General features: G+C 72.6%; 14 protein-coding genes. 7 read left to right on the forward strand and 7 right to left on the reverse strand.

Features of this window, described 5'->3' with window-relative positions; all coding sequences use genetic code 11:
• Positions 1–87: 87 nt before the first annotated feature.
• From H9651_RS06050 to mtrA, 3 genes are read right to left on the reverse strand one after another with little or no spacing between them, the layout of a single operon-like run.
• A complete protein-coding gene (locus H9651_RS06050; RefSeq protein ID WP_191718360.1) occupies positions 88–1,764 on the reverse strand; it encodes a GerMN domain-containing protein in 1,677 nt (558 codons plus the stop codon).
• Entirely contained in the window at positions 1,764–3,428 is a 1,665-nt protein-coding gene (gene mtrB / locus H9651_RS06055) for an MtrAB system histidine kinase MtrB (protein ID WP_191718362.1), read from the reverse strand. The genes H9651_RS06050 and mtrB overlap by 1 nt, the downstream gene beginning before the upstream one ends.
• An 8-nt stretch (positions 3,429–3,436) precedes the next feature.
• Positions 3,437–4,117, reverse strand: coding sequence for an MtrAB system response regulator MtrA (gene mtrA, locus H9651_RS06060; protein WP_191718363.1), 681 nt, complete (start codon positions 4,115–4,117; stop codon positions 3,437–3,439).
• Positions 4,118–4,282: 165 nt separating this feature from the next.
• Between mtrA and H9651_RS06065 the strand changes: the two genes are divergently transcribed.
• The 6 genes from H9651_RS06065 (at position 4,283) to aqpZ (ending at position 10,523) form a co-directional block, all read left to right on the forward strand.
• On the forward strand, positions 4,283–5,503 hold the full coding sequence (locus tag H9651_RS06065) for a glycerophosphoryl diester phosphodiesterase membrane domain-containing protein (RefSeq protein WP_191718365.1): 1,221 nt from the start codon (positions 4,283–4,285) through the stop codon (positions 5,501–5,503).
• Complete coding sequence (locus H9651_RS15005) at positions 5,488–6,147, forward strand: DUF4129 domain-containing protein (RefSeq protein ID WP_191718368.1); 660 nt, start codon at positions 5,488–5,490, stop codon at positions 6,145–6,147. Before H9651_RS06065 ends, H9651_RS15005 begins: the two co-directional genes overlap by 16 nt.
• Positions 6,144–7,316, forward strand: coding sequence for a DUF4350 domain-containing protein (locus H9651_RS06075; RefSeq protein WP_318244778.1), 1,173 nt, complete (start codon positions 6,144–6,146; stop codon positions 7,314–7,316). The genes H9651_RS15005 and H9651_RS06075 overlap by 4 nt, the downstream gene beginning before the upstream one ends.
• A gap of 65 nt (positions 7,317–7,381) precedes the next feature.
• Positions 7,382–8,311 (forward strand): AAA family ATPase, encoded by a 930-nt coding sequence (locus H9651_RS06080; RefSeq protein ID WP_191718562.1) that lies wholly within the window; start codon positions 7,382–7,384, stop codon positions 8,309–8,311.
• A gap of 3 nt (positions 8,312–8,314) precedes the next feature.
• Positions 8,315–9,631, forward strand: coding sequence for a DUF58 domain-containing protein (locus tag H9651_RS06085; protein WP_191718370.1), 1,317 nt, complete (start codon positions 8,315–8,317; stop codon positions 9,629–9,631).
• Positions 9,632–9,794: 163 nt separating this feature from the next.
• Positions 9,795–10,523, forward strand: coding sequence for an aquaporin Z (aqpZ, locus tag H9651_RS06090; RefSeq protein WP_191718563.1), 729 nt, complete (start codon positions 9,795–9,797; stop codon positions 10,521–10,523).
• A 75-nt stretch (positions 10,524–10,598) separates the two neighbouring features.
• Here the strand turns inward: aqpZ and katG are convergent, their stop codons facing one another.
• The 3 genes from katG to H9651_RS06105 all read right to left on the reverse strand — a co-directional run bounded on the left by katG (position 10,599) and on the right by H9651_RS06105 (position 14,464).
• Complete coding sequence (gene katG / locus H9651_RS06095; RefSeq protein ID WP_225216426.1) at positions 10,599–12,920, reverse strand: catalase/peroxidase HPI; 2,322 nt, start codon at positions 12,918–12,920, stop codon at positions 10,599–10,601.
• Positions 12,921–12,987: 67 nt separating this feature from the next.
• Positions 12,988–13,422, reverse strand: coding sequence for a Fur family transcriptional regulator (locus H9651_RS06100; RefSeq protein ID WP_191718372.1), 435 nt, complete (start codon positions 13,420–13,422; stop codon positions 12,988–12,990).
• A gap of 46 nt (positions 13,423–13,468) precedes the next feature.
• Positions 13,469–14,464 carry a stage II sporulation protein M gene (locus tag H9651_RS06105; protein WP_191718374.1) on the reverse strand — a complete coding sequence of 332 codons (996 nt, stop codon included), beginning with the start codon at positions 14,462–14,464 and terminating at the stop codon, positions 13,469–13,471.
• 16 nt (positions 14,465–14,480) lie between these two features.
• Here H9651_RS06105 and H9651_RS06110 point away from each other — a divergent pair, with 16 nt between their 5' ends.
• Positions 14,481–15,323: an RDD family protein gene (locus tag H9651_RS06110; protein WP_191718376.1), complete on the forward strand. Its 843-nt coding sequence runs from the start codon at positions 14,481–14,483 to the stop codon at positions 15,321–15,323.
• A 732-nt stretch (positions 15,324–16,055) separates the two neighbouring features.
• Here H9651_RS06110 and ahcY read toward each other — a convergent pair.
• A complete protein-coding gene (ahcY, locus tag H9651_RS06115; RefSeq protein ID WP_191718378.1) occupies positions 16,056–17,513 on the reverse strand; it encodes an adenosylhomocysteinase in 1,458 nt (485 codons plus the stop codon).
• Positions 17,514–17,534: the final 21 nt, after the last annotated feature.

The raw sequence follows: 17,534 nt of genomic DNA on the forward strand, positions 1-17,534 counted from the left end.
GTCTCGACTGCCGCCGGCGTGCCCGCACCGCGATCGCACGCGCCGGGGGTGCCGCAGGGCGTTTCCTGCGCTGTGGAGGAGGCGACGTCAGCCGGATGTGCCCTGCACCGTGCCGAGCACCCCGATGCCGCTGGCGCTCGTGGCCCAGTTGGTCCCGCGCCGCACGTACAGCGTCCCCTGATCGTCCAGCAGCCGCACGTCGGAGACCTGGTTGGTCGGTGCGATCGAGCGGGTGCCCGCCGGGGCGCTGATGACGGTGTTCCCGCCGCCCACGACCTGTTCCACGATGCGCGCGTCGCCGGCGACGTCGACGACGACGCCGAGGTGCGTGGCATCCAGCCAGCCGACATCCGCACCCACACCGGGGAGGGATGCCAGCGCGTGAGGCACCCCGAGCTCCACCGGCACACCGCCCTCGCGGATGATGCCGGCGACCCAGATCGCCGGCTGCCCGCCGTCGAGCACCGCCGCCGCGACCCGCGTGCCGTCGCGGGAGACCTCCATCGCGGTGATCCTCGTGACCTCCGGCCACGCCCCGGCGACGTCGACGACCTCGCCCTGCGGTCCGAACACCCGCACCGCGGTGGGTGTCGCCCGCGGCACGCTCCACACCCAGCCGCCGGTGTCGATCGAGGGGGCGACGAGCTCGGGCCGGGTGTCCACATCGCCCCAGCCTGTCGTGGCGTCGACGCGGGCCACAGCACCGGTGCTGCGCAGCACCGCCGCGGCATCCTGATCGGCGGCCACCTGAACCGCGACGGCACCCGAGTCGAGGACGGCATCCGACAGCGCCAGCGGTTCGAGGGTGTCTGCGGAGAGGTAGCCGAACCCCTCATCATTGAGCACGAGGGCCTGCGGGGGGACTCGTGTGGAGGCTGTGGGGACGACGGATGCCGCCAGCGGCTGCCCGTCGACGGTCAGCTGCACCGTGGTGACCCCGGCCCCGGCGAGGCTCTCCACGAGCTGCGTCTGCAGGCGGTCGAGCGTCGTGCGGTCGAGATCCAGGGCGCCCGCGGTGAGTTCGACGCGCGCCGTGCCGTCGTCCTGCACCGGCACGGTGCGGGCGGCGAGGGTGACGTCCCTCGGCACGGCGCTGGCCACCGCACCCTCCAGCCACGGACTCGGGTCGCCCTCGAGCAGGGCGCTGGCGACGCTCGTGGCGGGGTTGGTGGTCGTGAACCAGCGGACGTCGGGAATGAGGTAGGTCCAGGTCGGGTCGAAATACGCCAGCGTGTAGCTGCGGAAGACGACATCGAACCAGGCGTCGTCCAGCACGATGCCGTCGGGCGCCTCGCTGATGCGCCACTGCCCGTCCTCCTGGGCCAGCCGGAAGGGCAGCCCCAGCGCCGCGCCGTCGACGTCGTTGTAGGCGCCGGCCTGGTCGACGACCGCGTCGGCGGTGACGTTGAGGGTGATGGTGTCCTCGGCGCTCTCGACGTACTCACGGTCGGCGAAGTCGTCGACGGTCACCCCGGCGAACGGGTTCCACACCTCGCGCGCATCGGTCGTGAGGTACTCCCGGGCGGTGGCCCATTCGCCGCGGGTGCCGGAGCCGGCGCGGATGAAACCCTCCACGATCTCGCGCGGTGTCGCCCCGGGCTGCGGGGGGTCGGCGACGAAGGAGATGTCCGGCGGCCGGGTGTCGTCATCCAACGCCATGCCGGGGTTGACCGGACCGCTGGTGGGCAGGCCGGCGCAGGCGGACAGCACCCCGATGCAGGCCGTGACGGCGATGACGGCGATGATGCGGGCGGGACTCCTCATCACTTCTCCCTCCGGTCGGCCTGGGGGATCTCGATCGGCTGGGTGAGGCCCAGCGCGTCCAATGAGCCGTCCTCACCCGGGTCGGCGGGGATGGGCGAGGTCCCGTCGAAGTCGGTCCCCTGCCGCGGGATGGTCAGCACGAAGTGGGTGCCGCGGCCGAGCGCCGACCACACCGCGAGGGTGCCGCCGTGCAACCGTGCATCGCCCAGGGCGATCGAGAGGCCGAGACCGGTGCCCCCGATCGTGCGCCGACGCGACGGGTCGGCCCGCCAGAACCGGTCGAAGACCCGTTCGGCGTCGCCGGCGGTCATGCCGAGCCCGTAGTCGCGCACGCCCAGGGCGACGGCGCGCTGGTCGCTGTCGACCGTCACGACGATGGGCCGGCCCTCGCCGTGCTCGATGGCGTTGCCGAGCAGGTTGCGCACGATGCGGCGCACGCGGCGCGGATCCATCTCGACGAGGGAATAGCCACCGGGGGCGATGAGGCGCACGTCGGTGCCGTGCTGGTCGGCGAGCTGCTGCATCGAGGCGATGACATCCTCGGCCAGCTGCGCCATGCTCGTCGGCTCCGTCTCCAGCTGCACCGACCCGGCGTCGTAGCGACTGATCTCCAGCAGGTCGGTCAGCAGCGTCTCGAACCGCTGCACCTGGGCGTGCAGCAGCTCGGCGGCCCGCGCCGTGGTGGGGTCGAAATCCGCACGGTGGTCGTTGAGCATGTCGGAGGCGAGCCGGATGGTCGTCAGCGGGGTGCGCAGCTCGTGCGAGACGTCGGAGACGAACCGCTGCTGCACGAGCGAGAGATCGGCCAGGTCCTTGATCTGCGATTCGATGCTGTCGGCCATCGCGTTGAACGAGCGTGCCAGGGTCGCCAGCTCATCCTCGCCACGCACCTGCAGCCGCACACCCAGCTCGCCGTTGGCGAGCCGCTCACTGGTCTGCGCGGCCAGCGCGATGGGGCTCGTCACCGAGCGGAGCACGACCCACGAGATGGCGCCGATGAGCATCACCAGCGCTGCCCCCACGATCCACAGGGTGACCTGCACGAACGAGAGCGTCTGAGCGGCATCGGCGAGGTCGTACCCGAAGTACAGCTCGTACGGGCCGGCCTGCGGCACCTCCAACTGCTGGCCGACGATGATGCCCGGCACCGTGCCGCCGTCTCCGTCGGGGAGGGCGGAGGACTGCCACCATTGCAGGTCGCCGGTGTCCTGCACCGATGCGCGCAGTCCCGGGGACAGCAGGTCCTCGGTGAGCCCGCCGGTGGTGAACCCCTGCGGGGCCAACGGCGACGTCGTCTCGGTGCGCAGCGCCGCCGTCATGTCGGTGGCCGCCTGCCGGGCGACCGTGCTCACATTGACCAGCAGGTTGTCCACCGCGACGGCGTCGCCCTCGACCTCGGCCGAGTCCAGCGTCGCCTGGGCGGTCTGCGTGGTGCGGGCGGCGTCGCCCAGCACCTGCTCCAGCCGGGACTGGAACAGATCGTTCTGGATCGCCAGCGCCATGAACACGAAGGCCGCCAGCACCGCCAGCGCGGTGAGCCCGAGCGTGAGCAGCACGGTGCGGAAGCGCAGCGACCCGCGCCACGCGGACGCGGCCTCTTCGGGCCAGCGCCGCCAGTCGCGCAGCCGCGCGATCGCGCGTCGTGACGCGCTCGCCGTGGACAAGAGCCCCCTCAGACCACCGCGCCGGCACGATAGCCGACGCCGCGCACCGTCGTGACGATCTTGGGGTTGTCGGGATCGAGCTCGACCTTCGCGCGCAGTCGCTGCACGTGCACGTTCACCAGACGCGTGTCGGCCTTGTAGTGGTAACCCCACACCTGTTCGAGCAGCATCTCGCGGGAGAACACCTGCTGCGGCTTCGCGGCGAGCGCGACCAGCAGTTCGAACTCCAGCGGAGTGAGACCGATCACCTCATCGGCACGGCGCACCTCATGGGCGGCGACGTCGACGCTGAGGTCGCCGATGCGCAACGTGTCGCCCGACGACTGCGCCGCGGGGCGCAGGCGGGTGCGGATGCGAGCGACGAGCTCTTTGGGATTGAACGGCTTGACGATGTAGTCGTCGGCACCCGATTCGAGGCCGCGGACCACGTCGGCGGTGTCGGTGCGCGCGGTGAGCATGATGATCGGCACCCCGGATTCGGCCCGGATGCGGGTGCAGATCTCGATGCCGTCCATGCCCGGGAGCATGAGGTCCAGGAGCACGAGCTCGGGGCGTTCCGCACGCCACACATCCACAGCCACCGCGCCGTCGGCGCAGAAGACGGTGTCGAAGCCTTCGGTGCGCAGAACGATGCCGATCATCTCGGCCAGCGCGGTGTCGTCGTCGACCACCAGGATGCGTGAGGTCATGGGTACGTGCTCGTCCTCCGGGTTCCCCAGCCCGCGCACGAGGCGGTGGGGCTCCGCCCAGAGTAGCCGACACCGCAGGCAGGATGCCGCATCAGGTCCCTGCCGCGCCGCGGCATCGGTGCCGTATGACACGATAGTGACCACCTCAGCCGCTCAGGGAGAGTCATGACCGCGTATCCGGCCTGGACACCTGCCGCCCGCCCAGGAATCATTCCGCTGCGGCCGCTGTCGTTCGGGACGATTCTGGGCCGCTCGTTCTCGGCGCTGCGGCAGAACCCGCGCGTGCTGCTCGGCTTCGCCGTCGGCGTGCAGTCGGTCGCGACGTTCGTCGGGACGGTCGCGATCGTCGCCGTCACCGTCGCCTCCTTCCTGCGGCTCGACACGCTGCGCCCCGGCACGCCGGAGTTCGACGAGGTCGCGGCGGGTTCCGTCGCCGTCAGCCTCATCACCGCCGTCGTCATCGGCCTGGCCCTCGGGACCCTCGGCGTGCTCGTGCAGGGTGTGGTGGTGAGCGAGGTCGCCCACGCCGCCGTCGCCGAGAAGCTCACCCTCGGCGCACTGTGGGCCCGGGTGAAGCCGGTCGCCTGGCGCCTCGTCGGCTACACGCTGCTGGTGACGCTGGTGGTGCTCGTCGGCATCGCCCTGGTCGTCGTCGGCATCATCGCGCTGTGGGCGGCGGCTCCTGCCGGCGGCATCGCACTGACGATCGCGGTCGTGCTGGCCTCCCTCCCCCTCGGGCTCTGGCTGACGGTGAAGCTGCTGCTCGCCCCGGCCGTCATCATCCTCGAAGGCGCGACGATCACCGGCGCGATCAGACGGTCGTGGCGGCTCACGCGTGGCCGGTTCTGGTCGACGCTCGGCATCGTGGTGATCATCTCCCTCGTCTTCGGGGCGGTGGCGCAGCTGGTGAGCATCCCCTTCTCGTTCGCCACGACCGCCATCTCGACGGTCTTCTCCCCGACCGGCGAGCCGCAGACCGGCGCGATCGTGGCCCTCATCGTCGGCGGAGTGCTGACCCAGATCGTCACCGTGCTGCTGCAGGTGGTCGCCCTCATCGCCCAGTCCACCGCGACCGCGCTCATCTACATCGACTGCCGCATGCGCCATGAGGCGCTGGATCAGGACCTGCTCGCGTACGTCGAGCAGCGGGATGCCGGGGTGCGGGAGCTCGCGGATCCGTACCGGCAGCACATCGGTCGCGTCGCCGCGCCGCGAGCGCCCCTGGCCCACCCCGGCTACGGCTATCCCCCGCCTCCCGGCCCCGGCTACGGCTATCCCCCGCCTCCCGGCCCCGGCTACGGCTATCCCCCGCCTCCCGCGGGGACGGCGGCACCGCACGACGCCGGCGACCCGCCCGCACGGGCGACCCCGTGGGTGCAGCCCTGACCGTGGCCGCACCCCTGATCCCCGACGCCGACGAGGCGCGCGAGTGGGCCGAGCGCGAGCTCGCCGACCGCATCTACGAGATCGCCGAGCCGACCCCACTGGACCGGTTCGCGCTCGGGGTCGCACAGTTCTTCGAGGATCTGTTCACACGGGCGCTCCCCGCAGCATGGGGACCGTGGCTGGCGGTGCTGGTGACCGTCGTGATCGTCGGCGTGGTCGTCGTCGCGATCCTGGTGTGGGGGCTCCCTCGCGCCTCGGGTCGCTCCCGCGGCGGCAGCGAACTGTTCGGCGAGGCGCAGCGACGCACGGCCGCGGAGTTGCGCGCCGCCGCCGCCGACCACGCCGCGCGCGGCGAATGGGATGCCGCGATCACCGAGCGTTTCCGGGCCCTCGCCACCGGGCTCGGCGAGCGCGGGGTGGTCGACGCCGTCCCCGGGGCCACCGTGCACGCCTTCGCGCGCGACGCCGCCGCGGCTTTCCCCGGCTTTGCGGACGATCTCGAACAGGCCGCGACCGTGTTCGACGACGTCCGTTACCTCCGCCGGCCCGGAACCGCCGAGCGGTACGCCCAGGTCGCCGCCGTCGACGACGCCGTCGCCACCACCGTGCCGCGCCGCACCGACCTCGCCCCCGCCGCGCCGTGACCGCGCCGGCAGCGATCGACCCCGCCACCCGTCGCCGACGTGTGGGCGGCTGGGCCGTCATCGCCGCCGCGATCGTGCTCATCGGCGCAGGCTCGGCGGCACTGCTGAGCGTGGGTGAGTGGACCGAGCGAGAAGCGCTCGATCCCGACTCGGCGGGTCCGGGCGGTGCCCGCGCACTCGTCGAGGTGCTTCGCGACGAGGGTCTCACCGTCGATGTCGTGCGTGATCGAGCCGCCGCCGAACGCGCCGTCGCAGCGGGACCGGCGACGCTCGTGATCGGCGACACCACTCCGCTGGACGACGCCACCCTGGGCGAGGTGGCGCTGCTGGGCGACGACGTCGTGCTCGTCGACCCGCGCTCACGGGACCTCCGCGTGCTCGTGGACGGCTCCGCCGCGGCCGGTGTCGGCGACGACGTCATCGCCGAGCCGGGCTGCGCGCTGCCCGCGGCGCAGCGCGCCGGCGGCATCCTGCCGGGTGCCGTCTTCCGCGGCGCACCCGGGGTCACCGCGTGCTACCCGTCGGGCGAGGGGGACGCGCTGCTGGTGACGACGCGGGACGAGCGGAGCCTGGCTGCCCTCGACGCCGTTGACCTGTTCGCCAACGCCCACCTCGCCGACAACGGCAACGCCGCCCTTGCGGTGAATCTGCTCGGCGCACACCCGCGGGTGGTCTGGTACCTGCCCTCGCTCGCCGACGGCGCGCTGACCGACTCCTCGCCGACGCTGGGGGCTCTCACCCCTGACTGGGTCACCCCCTCGCTGGTGGTGCTCGCCGCCGCAGGAGTGACCGCAGCGCTGTGGCGCGCCCGGCGGTTCGGGCCGCTGGTGAGCGAGAACCTGCCGGTCACGGTGCGGGCCGCGGAGACCACCGAGGGCCGTGCCCGCCTGTACGCGCGCTCCCGCGACACCGTCCACGTCGCCGACCAGCTGCGCTACGGCGCGCTCGATCGCCTCGCCCGCGATCTGGGGCTCGGGCCCACGGCCGCCGCGGAAGAGACCGCGGACGCCGCCGCGGCGCGCCTGGGCATGGACCGCGCGCGCGTCCGCGGCATCCTGATCGATGATCGACCCACCACCGACGCCGAGCTCGTCCGGCTCGCCGACGCCCTGCAGCACCTCGAGACGGCTGTCCGTCTCGCCGTCCGACCCGGGAGGAACCCGCAGTGACCGACGCCGAAACCGCATCCCCCACCGCCGCCGCCGTCACCGACGATGAGGCCTTGCGCGACGCCATGAACCGCGTGCGGCTGGAGGTGGGCAAGGCCGTCGTCGGGCAGGACGGGGCGATCACGGGTCTGCTCATCGCGCTGCTCGCCCGCGGCCACGTGCTGCTGGAAGGCGTGCCCGGCGTCGCCAAGACCCTGCTGGTGCGCGCGTTCAGCCGCGCGATCGGCCTCGACACCAAACGCGTCCAGTTCACCCCCGACCTCATGCCCGGCGACCTCTCGGGCTCACTCATCTACGACGCCCGCACCGGCGAGTTCGAGTTCCGCCCCGGCCCCGTGTTCACCCACGTGCTGCTGGCCGACGAGATCAACCGCACGCCGCCGAAGACCCAGGCAGCGCTGCTGGAGGCCATGGAGGAGCGGCAGGTCTCCGCCGATGGTGTCACCCGGGCCCTCCCCGACCCGTTCCTCGTCGCCGCGACGCAGAACCCCATCGAGCACGAGGGCACCTACTCGCTGCCGGAAGCGCAGCTGGACCGGTTCCTGCTGAAGATCGTCATCGACATGCCCGCCCGCGACGCCGAGCTCGCGGTGCTCCGTCGCCACGCCGACGGGTTCCGGCCCGGTGACCTGCAGGCGGCGGGCCTCTCGGCCGTCGTCGGGGCGGCGCAGATCCGTGCCGCGCAGCAGGCGGCGGCATCCGTCGCCGTCTCCGACGACGTGCTGGCCTACGTCGTCGACCTCGCCCGCGCCACGCGTCAGGCCCCGTCGGTGCAGCTGGGCGCGAGCCCGCGCGCGGCGACGGCGCTGCTGGCCGCGGCGAAGGTGTGGGCGTGGCTGCAGGGCTACCCCGCCATCACCCCCGACCACGTGCAGGCGATGCTCGTTCCGGCCTGGCGACACCGGCTGCGGCTGCGGCCCGAGGCCGAGATCGAAGGGGTGTCGGTCGAGGCGATCCTCACCTCGGTGCTGCAGCAGACCCCCGTCCCGAAGTAGACCGTGTACATCACCGGTCGCCTCGCCGCCCTCGTCGCCCTCGGCGTCGTGCCCGTCGTGCTGCTCGGCGCCGCCGGCATCGCGCCGTGGCCGGTCGCGGTGTTCTGGCTCATGGGATGCGCGGCGCTGGCCCTGACGGATGCCGCGGCGGCCGCCGCCCCGCAGCGCCTCCACCTCACCCGCACCGGCCCCACCCGCACCCGCCTGGGTGAGGCGATCCAGACGCGACTGGTGCTGGAGAACACCGGCTCCCGCCGGGTGCGCGGCCGGCTGCGCGATGCGTGGCAGCCCACCGCGGGCGCCCCCGCAGAGCGCGCGGCGGTGGATGTGTCTCCCGGCGAACGGCGCACGGTCACCGTGCCGCTGCTCCCCCGGCGTCGGGGCGAGCTGCGCAGCCTCTTCGTCGCGGTGCGCTCTCACGGCCCGATCGGGCTGGCGGGGCGCCAGGCGCGCCTGGACGTGCCGGGCACCGTGCGCGTGCTCCCCGCCTTCACCTCGCTGCGGCAGTTGCCCTCGCGACTGGTGCGACTGCGAGAGCTCGACGGCAACACCAGCCTGCAGGTGCGGGGACAGGGCACCGAGTTCGACAGTCTGCGCGAGTACGTGCGCGGCGACGACGTGCGCTCCATCGACTGGCGCGCGACGGCCCGTGCCGGCACGACGATGCTGCGCACGTGGCGGCCCGAACGCGACCGGCACGTGGTGATCGTCGTCGACACCGGACGCACCGCCGCCGCGCGCGTGGGCGACGGCGTGCGCCTGGATGCCGCCATGGAGGCGGCGCTGCTGCTGGCGGCCCTGGCCGCCCGTGCGGGCGACCACGTGCATCTCGTGATGTTCGACCGGGTGCTGCGCGCACGCGTGACGGGCTTGGACGGTGCCGCGCTGCTGCCGGCGATGATGGAGGCGATGGCCCCCGTCGAGGCGCAGCTGATCGACACCGACTGGGATGCCGCGTTCGCGCAGGTGCGCGCGGTGACGTCCCGTCCCGCGCTCATCGTGCTGCTGACGGCGCAGGATGCGCCGGAGGCGTCGCGGGGGTTCCTCGGGTCGCTCCCGGCCCTCACGAGGCGCGCCCACGTGCTCGTGGGCACGGCGACCGATGCCGCACCCGATCCGTCCACGCCTGCGCCCGGCCGCCGCCGGACCGCCGACGACGTCTACCGCGCCGCGGCGGTCGAGCGCACCGCGCGCGACGCCGCGCGGGTCGCCGCGGCGGTGGCGCGCGCGGGTGGGGAGGCGCTGGCGGCGCCCGCGGAGGATCTCCCCCCGCGCATCGCGGACCGCTACCTCGCGCTCAAGGCAGCGGGCAGGCTCTAGCGGCAGGCCACCGGAATCCGCGTCGCGCGTGCGCTTCCGGCACGGCGGGCGTGCGGATACTGTGAGCGCGAAAGGAGCTGTCACCATGAGCAACGACCCCCGCCCTGCACAGCCCGTCGCCCCCACCCCCCTCGACCACACCCCCTCACCCACCGGGCCCCGCATGCCCGCCCGGCTCACCGCCGAGGCGATGGGGACGTTCCTGCTCGTGTTCGGCTCGATCAGCGCGGCGCTGTTCGCCGCCGACTTCGGCGTCGGCGCGGGGGGCACCTCGCTCGGCATCGGGTTCGTGGGCGTCGCGCTCGCCTTCGGCCTCACCGTCGTCGCCGGCGTCTACGCGTGGGGCCCGATCTCCGGCGGTCATTTCAACCCGGCCGTGACACTGGGGCTGGCCGCCGCCGGACGCTTCCCGTGGAAGGACACCGTCGGATACATCGTCGCCCAGATCGTCGGTGGCGCCATCGGCACGACCCTCATCGTGCTGATCGGGCTGTTCGGCCCCGACGGCTGGCTGCGTTCGGCGCAGGACGGCGGCTTCGCCAGCAACGGCTACGGCGCCCACTCCCCCGGCGGGTTCGGCATGGGCTCCGCGATCGTCGCGGAGATCCTGTTCACCGCGATCTTCGTGTTCGTCATCCTGGGCGTCACCCACCCCACCCGGGGGACGAAGCTGGCCGGTCTCGTGATCGGGCTGACCCTGACCCTCATCCACCTGGCATCCATCCCCATCGACAACACCTCGGTCAACCCCGCCCGTTCCATCGCGACGGCCATCTACGGCGGCGGAGACGCCCTGCTGCAGCTGTGGGTGTTCCTGGTGTTCCCGATCGTGGGCGCGCTCCTGGCCGGGTTCGCCAACCGGGCGCTGTTCGACGGACGCACGCTGGGGTGAGGGCCGCGGCGCGAACGACACGACGGCCCGCCCCTCGAAGGGGCGGGCCGTCGTTGCGTCAGGGCGCGGTCGCGCTCAGCGCAGGTCGAACCGGTCGAGTTCGGTGACCTTGCCCCACGCGGCGACGAAGTCGCGCACGAACTTCTCCTTCGCGTCGTCGCTCGCGTACACCTCGGCGAGGGCGCGCAGCTCCGAGTTCGAGCCGAACAGCAGGTCGACGCGGGTGCCACGGCCCACGCGCTCGCCCGAGCCGTCCTTGATGCCCTCGAACGCCTGCGAACCCGGGTCGAGCGGGCGCCAGGTGGTGCCGAGGTCGAGCAGGTTCACGAAGAAATCGTTCGTCAGCACACCGGGGCGGTCGGTGAACACACCGTACTCGGAACCGTCCCAGTTGGCTCCGAGCACCCGGAGACCCCCGACGAGCGCCGTCATCTCGGGCGCGGTGAGCGTGAGCAGGTTGGCCTTGTCGATGAGGTGGTGCTCCTGCGGGAGGAACGCCTTCGGGCCGTAGTAGTTGCGGAACCCGTCGGCCGCCGGCTCCAGGTAGCCGAACGACTCCACGTCGGTCTGCTCCTGGGTGGCGTCGGTGCGCCCGGGGTGGAAGACCACCTCGGCCTCGACACCGGCCGCCTGGGCGGCCTTCTCGACCGCCGCGTTACCGGCGAGCACGATGAGGTCGGCCAGCGACACCTTCTTGCCGTCGGTGCGGCCGTCGTTGAAGGCGGACTGCACCTGCTCGAGCTTGTCGAGCACGAGGGCCAGCTGCGGCGGGTTGTTGACCTGCCAGTCCTTCTGCGGCGACAGGCGGATGCGGGCGCCGTTGACGCCACCGCGCTTGTCGCTGCCGCGGAACGACGAGGCCGCCGCCCACGCCGTGGACACGAGCTGCTCGGTGGTCAGTCCGCTCGCGAGGATCTGCTGCTTCAGTTCGGCCGCGTCGGCGGCATCGATGAGCACGTGATCCACGGCCGGAACCGGGTCCTGCCAGATGAGCTCCTCGGTGGGCACCTCGGGACCGAGGTACCGGGCGACGGGGCCCATGTCGCGGTGGGTCAGCTTGAACCAGGCGCGGGCGAACGCGTCGCCGAAGGCCACCGGGTCGTCCTTGAACCTGCGCGAGATCTTGTCGTACTCGGGGTCGACGCGCAGCGCGATGTCGCTCGTGAGCATGCGGGGCTCCCGACGGCCGTCGGAGTGGGCCAGCGGCACCATGTCCGCGCCCATGCCGTTCTTCGGACGCCACTGGTGCGCACCGGCGGGGCTCTTCATGAGCTCCCACTCGTAGGCGTAGAGGATGTGGAAGAACTCGTTGTCCCAGCGGGTGGGGTGGTAGGTCCACGTCACCTCGAGCCCCGACGTGATCGTGTCGTCGCCCTTGCCGGTGGCGTGGTTGTTCTTCCAGCCGAGGCCCTGCATCTCCAGACCCGCGGCCTCGGGGTTGTCCTCGAGGTTCGAGTCGGGGGCGGCGCCGTGGGTCTTGCCGAACGTGTGACCACCGGCGATGAGGGCGACGGTCTCCTCGTCGTTCATGCCCATGCGTGCGAACGTCTCGCGGATGTCGCGCGCCGAGCCGAGCGGGTCGGGGTTGCCGGCCGGACCCTCGGGGTTGACGTAGATGAGACCCATCTGCACGGCCGCGAGCGGCTTCTCGAGGTCGCGCTCCCCGGTGTAGCGCTCGTCACCGAGCCACGTGGTCTCGGGGCCCCAGTACACGTCGTCGTCGGGCTCCCAGACGTCGGGGCGGCCGCCGCCGAAGCCGAAGGTCTCGAACCCCATGGACTCCAGCGCGACGTTGCCGGCGAGGATCATGAGGTCGCCCCACGACAGCGACTGACCGTACTTCTTCTTCACGGGCCACAGCAGCCGGCGGGCCTTGTCGAGGTTGACGTTGTCGGGCCAGCTGTTCAGGGGCGCGAAGCGCTGCTGACCGGTGCCGGCGCCGCCGCGACCGTCGGTCGCACGGTAGGTGCCGGCGCCGTGCCAGGCCATGCGGATGATGAGCGGGCCGTAGTTGCCGAAGTCGGCCGGCCACCAGTCCTGCGACGTCGTCAGGGTCTCGGCGATGTCGGCCTTGACCGCGGCGAGATCGAGCGACGCGAACGCCGCCTTGTAGTCGAAGTCGCCGCCCAGGGGGTCGGCCTCGGCGGGGTTCTTCTTGAGGATGCGCAGGTTCAGCTGATTGGGCCACCACACGTTGTTGGCCGTGCCGGTGGTCGGGTGCGGCTGGCCGGTGGGGTTCGCCAGGCCGGCGCCGGCGCCGTGCACGACGGGGCAGCTGCCCGCGGCATCCGCCTTCGCCGCCTGCTCGGCGTGCGCGCTGTCGGTGTCGGTGACGGTGACGGACTGGTCGATGCCGGTCGCGTCTTCACCGATCTCGGGGATGGTGTCGTCTGTCATGGGGGGGTCCTTCCAATGTGGGTTTCAGGAGGCCAGCGGGTCGGGGAGTGTCAGCGGGTCGGGGGTGTCAGGCGGACGCGGTGCACGTGGCGCAGCGGCCCCAGAACGTCACCTCGGCGGCGGCGACGTCGAAGCCGTGCGTCTCAGACGGATGCAGGCACGGAGCATGCCCCACGGTGCAGTCGACGTCTTCGACCCGGCCGCATGACGTGCAGACGAGGTGGTGGTGGTTGTCGGCGACGCGCAGTTCGAACAGCATCGGCCGGCCGGCCGGCTCGATACGGCGCACGAGTCCGGCGTCGGCGAAGTCGCCGAGCGCGTTGTAGACGGACTGCCGACTGGTGCGGGGCACGATCGGCGCCACGCAGGCATAGACGTCGTCGGCGCTGGCGTGCGGGCGCACGGCGAGCGCGTCGTACACGGCGCGGCGGGAATCGGTGACCCGCAGCCCCGCGGCGCGGATCGCGCTCGCGGCATCCGGGATCGTCGTCTGCCGTGTCATGCCCCCAGCATACAGTTGTTTTGACTAAGACAAAACAACTGTATGCTCAGCCGGCCACCAGCCGCGCGGTGCCGCGCTCGTACTCGGGGAGATCGCCCGTCTCACCGCGCCGCGTCGCGCGCCCACCGACCACGAGCATGTAGACGAGGAACGCGGCAAGGGCCAGTGCGCCGATGCCGATCTTCAGCGCCCACGGCCAGGGCTGGGCGGTGACGAAACCCTCGATGAGACCCGAGACCGCCAGCGCCAGCGCCAGTCCGACCGCGACGGTCACCAGCGACCGGCCCGCGGCGGCGAGCGCGACGCCCCTCCCCCGGCGGCCGGGGGCGACCCAGGCCCAGAAGATGTGCAGGCCCGCGGCGCCCGCGACGAAGATGCTCGTGAGCTCGAGCAGGCCGTGGGGGGCGATGTAGAGCAGGAAGACGTCGCCGCGGCCGAAGGCGAAGAGCACCGCGGCCGCCGTCCCCACCCCGATCGCGTTCTGCATCAGCACCATGAGCGGCCAGATGCCCGTGATGCCGAACGCGACGCACTGCGCGGCGATCCAGGCGTTGTTGGTCCACACGGTCCCCGCGAACACCGCCGCCGGGTTCTCGCTGTAGTACTGGGTGAACTCGCCCTCGGCATACTGTTCCAGCTGCGCCTGACTGCCCAGCGTCGCCAGCACCGCGGGGTCTCCCGCGATCCAGCTCGCCGCGAGGGCTGCGACGATGACGAAGCCGACCGCGATGGCCAGCGTCGTGTAGCGAAGGCGATACAGCGCCGCCGGCAGCTGCAGGACGAAGAAGCGCGGCAGCTGCCGCAGCACGTTGTCGGGGGTGCCGGTCAGGCGCAGGCGCGCGCGCGAGAGCAGCGTCGAGAGGTAGTCGCCCTCCGGCGTGCGTCCGGCGGAGGTCTTCAGGTCCGCCAGGTCTGCGGATGCCGCGCGGTAGCGGGCGACCAGCTCGTCGGCCTCGGCGCCGTCGAGCCTGCGGCGACGGCCCAGTTCGTCGAGGCGGGCCCACTCCTCGTGCCGGGCTGCAGCGAGGGCGTCGGCATCCATGTGATTCACTGTAGACGTGCCGCCCCCCGGACCCGCCGTCGAGATCCGCCAGGACGAGATCCTCACCGGCGAAGCCGTCGCCTTGGACGTGCAGCCGATCGGCTACTTCCTGCGGGCGCTGGGCACCCTCATCGACATGGTCGCCGGCGTGCTGCTGTTCGCCCTGCTGGCGCTGGTGACCTCGTGGATCGCCGGGCAGAGCGTGCTGGGCAGCCAGCTGTCCACCGTCTTCACCATCGCGGTGCTGGTACTCGTGACGGTCGTCGTGCCGACCCTCGTCGAGACGCTCACCCGCGGCCGCAGCCTGGGCAAGCTCGCGATCGGTGCGCGCATCGTGCGCGCCGACGGGGGCGCGTCGGGGTTCCGGCAGGCGTTCATCCGCGCGCTCGTGGGTGTGTTCGAGCTGTGGTTCACGATCGGCGCGGTCGCCGGCATCGTCGGCGCATTCACCCCGAGGGCCGAGCGACTGGGCGACCTCATGGCCGGCACCTACAGCGAACGCACCCGCACACCGAAGCTGCCGCCGCCGCCCCCCGGCATGCCGCCCGCGCTCGCGGGGTGGGCGACGGTCGCCGACGTGGGGCGGCTGCCCGACCAGCTGGCGCGTCGCGTGGCCCAGTTCGCACGGCAGGCGACGGCGCTGGATCCCGCCGCCCGGGCCCGCACCGCCCACGCGCTCGCAGCCGAGGTGCGGGCGTTCGTGGCGCCCGTGCCGCCGGTCGACCCCGAGACCTTCCTGGTGGGCGTGATCGCGGCGCGCCGCGAACGGGAGCTGCGGGCCCTGCGCGGCGAGGACGAACGCACCGCCGCACTCACCGCCGGCACCGGCATCGCCCCCCGCGGCTTCCCCGCCCGCTGACCCGCCGCGCCCGCACCGGGTCCGCCCCGCGCCGCGCTGCCGGCCCGGGCTGCTCGAGTGTCACTTCCGCGCAATGCGCGGGCCCCACACCCACCACAAGCGACACCGGAACAGCGCGTGCCCGCGCGGACCGCGGGCGCGGGGCGGCGGGCGCGGGGCGGCGGGCGGCGGGCGGCGGGCGGCGGGCGGCGGGCGGCGGGCGGCGGGCGGCGGGCGGTTCGGGTGTCGCCACCGCACGGTGCGCGGAAGCAACACCCGCCATACGCGACACCGGAACGGCGCGCCCGCAGCGTCGCGGGGACAGGTGCGCCGCGGGCTGGTTCGCGTGTCCCTTCCGCGCAGTGCGCGGGCGCACACCCACCACACGCGACACCGGAACGGCGCCTACCCGGCCGCGGGCGGGAGCGGGGCTCGCGCGGGCCGGTTCGCGTGTCGCTTCCGCGCAGTGCGCGGGCGCACACCCACCACACGCGACACCGGAACGGCGCCTACCCGGCCGCGGGCGGGAGCGGGGCTCGCGCGGGCCGGTTCGCGTGTCGCTTCCGCGCAAGTGCGCGGGCAACACACCCACCCCAAGCGACACCGGAACAGCGCTTCCCGGCGCTGGACCGGGCGCGGGCCCTTCGGGTGTCACTTCCGCACAGGACGCGGCCGCGACACTCACCACTCGCGGCACCGGAACCGCGCGCGAGCCGCGGCGACGCGGCGCGGCGGCGCGGCGGCCCGGCGACGTCAGTAGCGGTAGTGGTCCAGTTTGTACGGGCCGTCCACGGGCACGCCGATATAGGCGGCCTGCGCGGGGGTCAGGGTGGTCAGTCGCACCCCGAGCGCGTCGAGGTGCAGCCGCGCGACCTTCTCGTCGAGGTGCTTGGGCAACGTGTACACGGCGGTCGGGTACTGATCACGCCGGGTGAACAGCTCGATCTGCGCGAGTACCTGATTCGTGAAGGACGCGCTCATGACGAACGACGGATGCCCCGTGGCGTTGCCGAGGTTCAGCAGCCTCCCCTCGCTCAGCACGAGCACGCTGCGCCCGGTCGGCAGGCGCCATTCGTGCACCTGCGGCTTGATCTCCACCCGCTCCGCCCCGGGCAGTGCCTCGAGCCCCGCCATGTCGATCTCGTTGTCGAAGTGCCCGACGTTGCCGACGATCGCGAGGTGTTTGAGCGCAAGGAGGTCGTCCACCGTGACGACGTCCTTGTTGCCCGTCCCGGTGATGAGCATGTCGACCTGACCGGCCACATCGGCCAGCCGCGCCACCTGATACCCGTCCATCGCCGCCTGCAGCGCGCAGATGGGGTCGACCTCGCTCACGATGACGCGCGCCCCCTGACCGCGCAGCGCCTCCGCGGCCCCCTTGCCGACATCGCCGTACCCGCACACGAACGCGACCTTGCCGCCCATCAGCACATCGGTCGCCCGGTTGATGCCGTCAGGCAGCGAATGACGGATGCCGTACTTGTTGTCGAACTTGGACTTCGTGACCGAGTCGTTGACGTTGATCGCGGGGAAGAGCAGATGACCGGATGCCGCGAGCTCGTACAGCCGGTGCACACCGGTGGTCGTCTCCTCCGTGACGCCGAGGAGGTCCTCGGCCATGCGCGTGAAGCGCTGCGGGTCACGCTCGAGACTGCGCCGCAGCAGCTCGAGGATGACGCTGTACTCGGCGGGGTCGTCGGGTGCGGCATCCGGCACGGCCCCGGCCTTCTCGAACTCGACGCCCTTGTGCACGAGCAGGGTCGCATCTCCGCCGTCGTCGAGGACGAGGTTCGGTCCGTCGAACCCCTCGTCGCTCCAGTCGAAGATGCGGTCGGCGAGGTGCCAATACTCCTCGAGCGTCTCGCCCTTCCACGCGAACACCGGCACGCCTCGCGGGTCCTCGGCCGTGCCCTCGGTGCCGACGACGACGGCTGCGGCCGCTTCGTCCTGCGTGGAGAAGATGTTGCAGCTGGCCCAGCGCACCTGCGCCCCGAGGGCCACGAGCGTCTCGATGAGCACGGCGGTCTGCACCGTCATGTGCAGGGAGCCGGCGATGCGGGCGCCGGCAAGGGGCTGCGACGGGCCGAATTCCTCGCGCAGCGCCATCAGGCCGGGCATCTCGTTCTCGGCCAGCCTCAGCTGGTGGCGTCCCGCCTCCGCGAGCGACAGATCGGCGACGGCATAGGTGAGCGCGGGGGTCCGGGTCGGCATGGCGACATTGTGCCACGCGGG

It is taken from the genome of Microbacterium pullorum (assembly GCF_014836535.1).
In the GTDB taxonomy this organism is placed as follows: domain Bacteria; phylum Actinomycetota; class Actinomycetes; order Actinomycetales; family Microbacteriaceae; genus Microbacterium; species Microbacterium pullorum.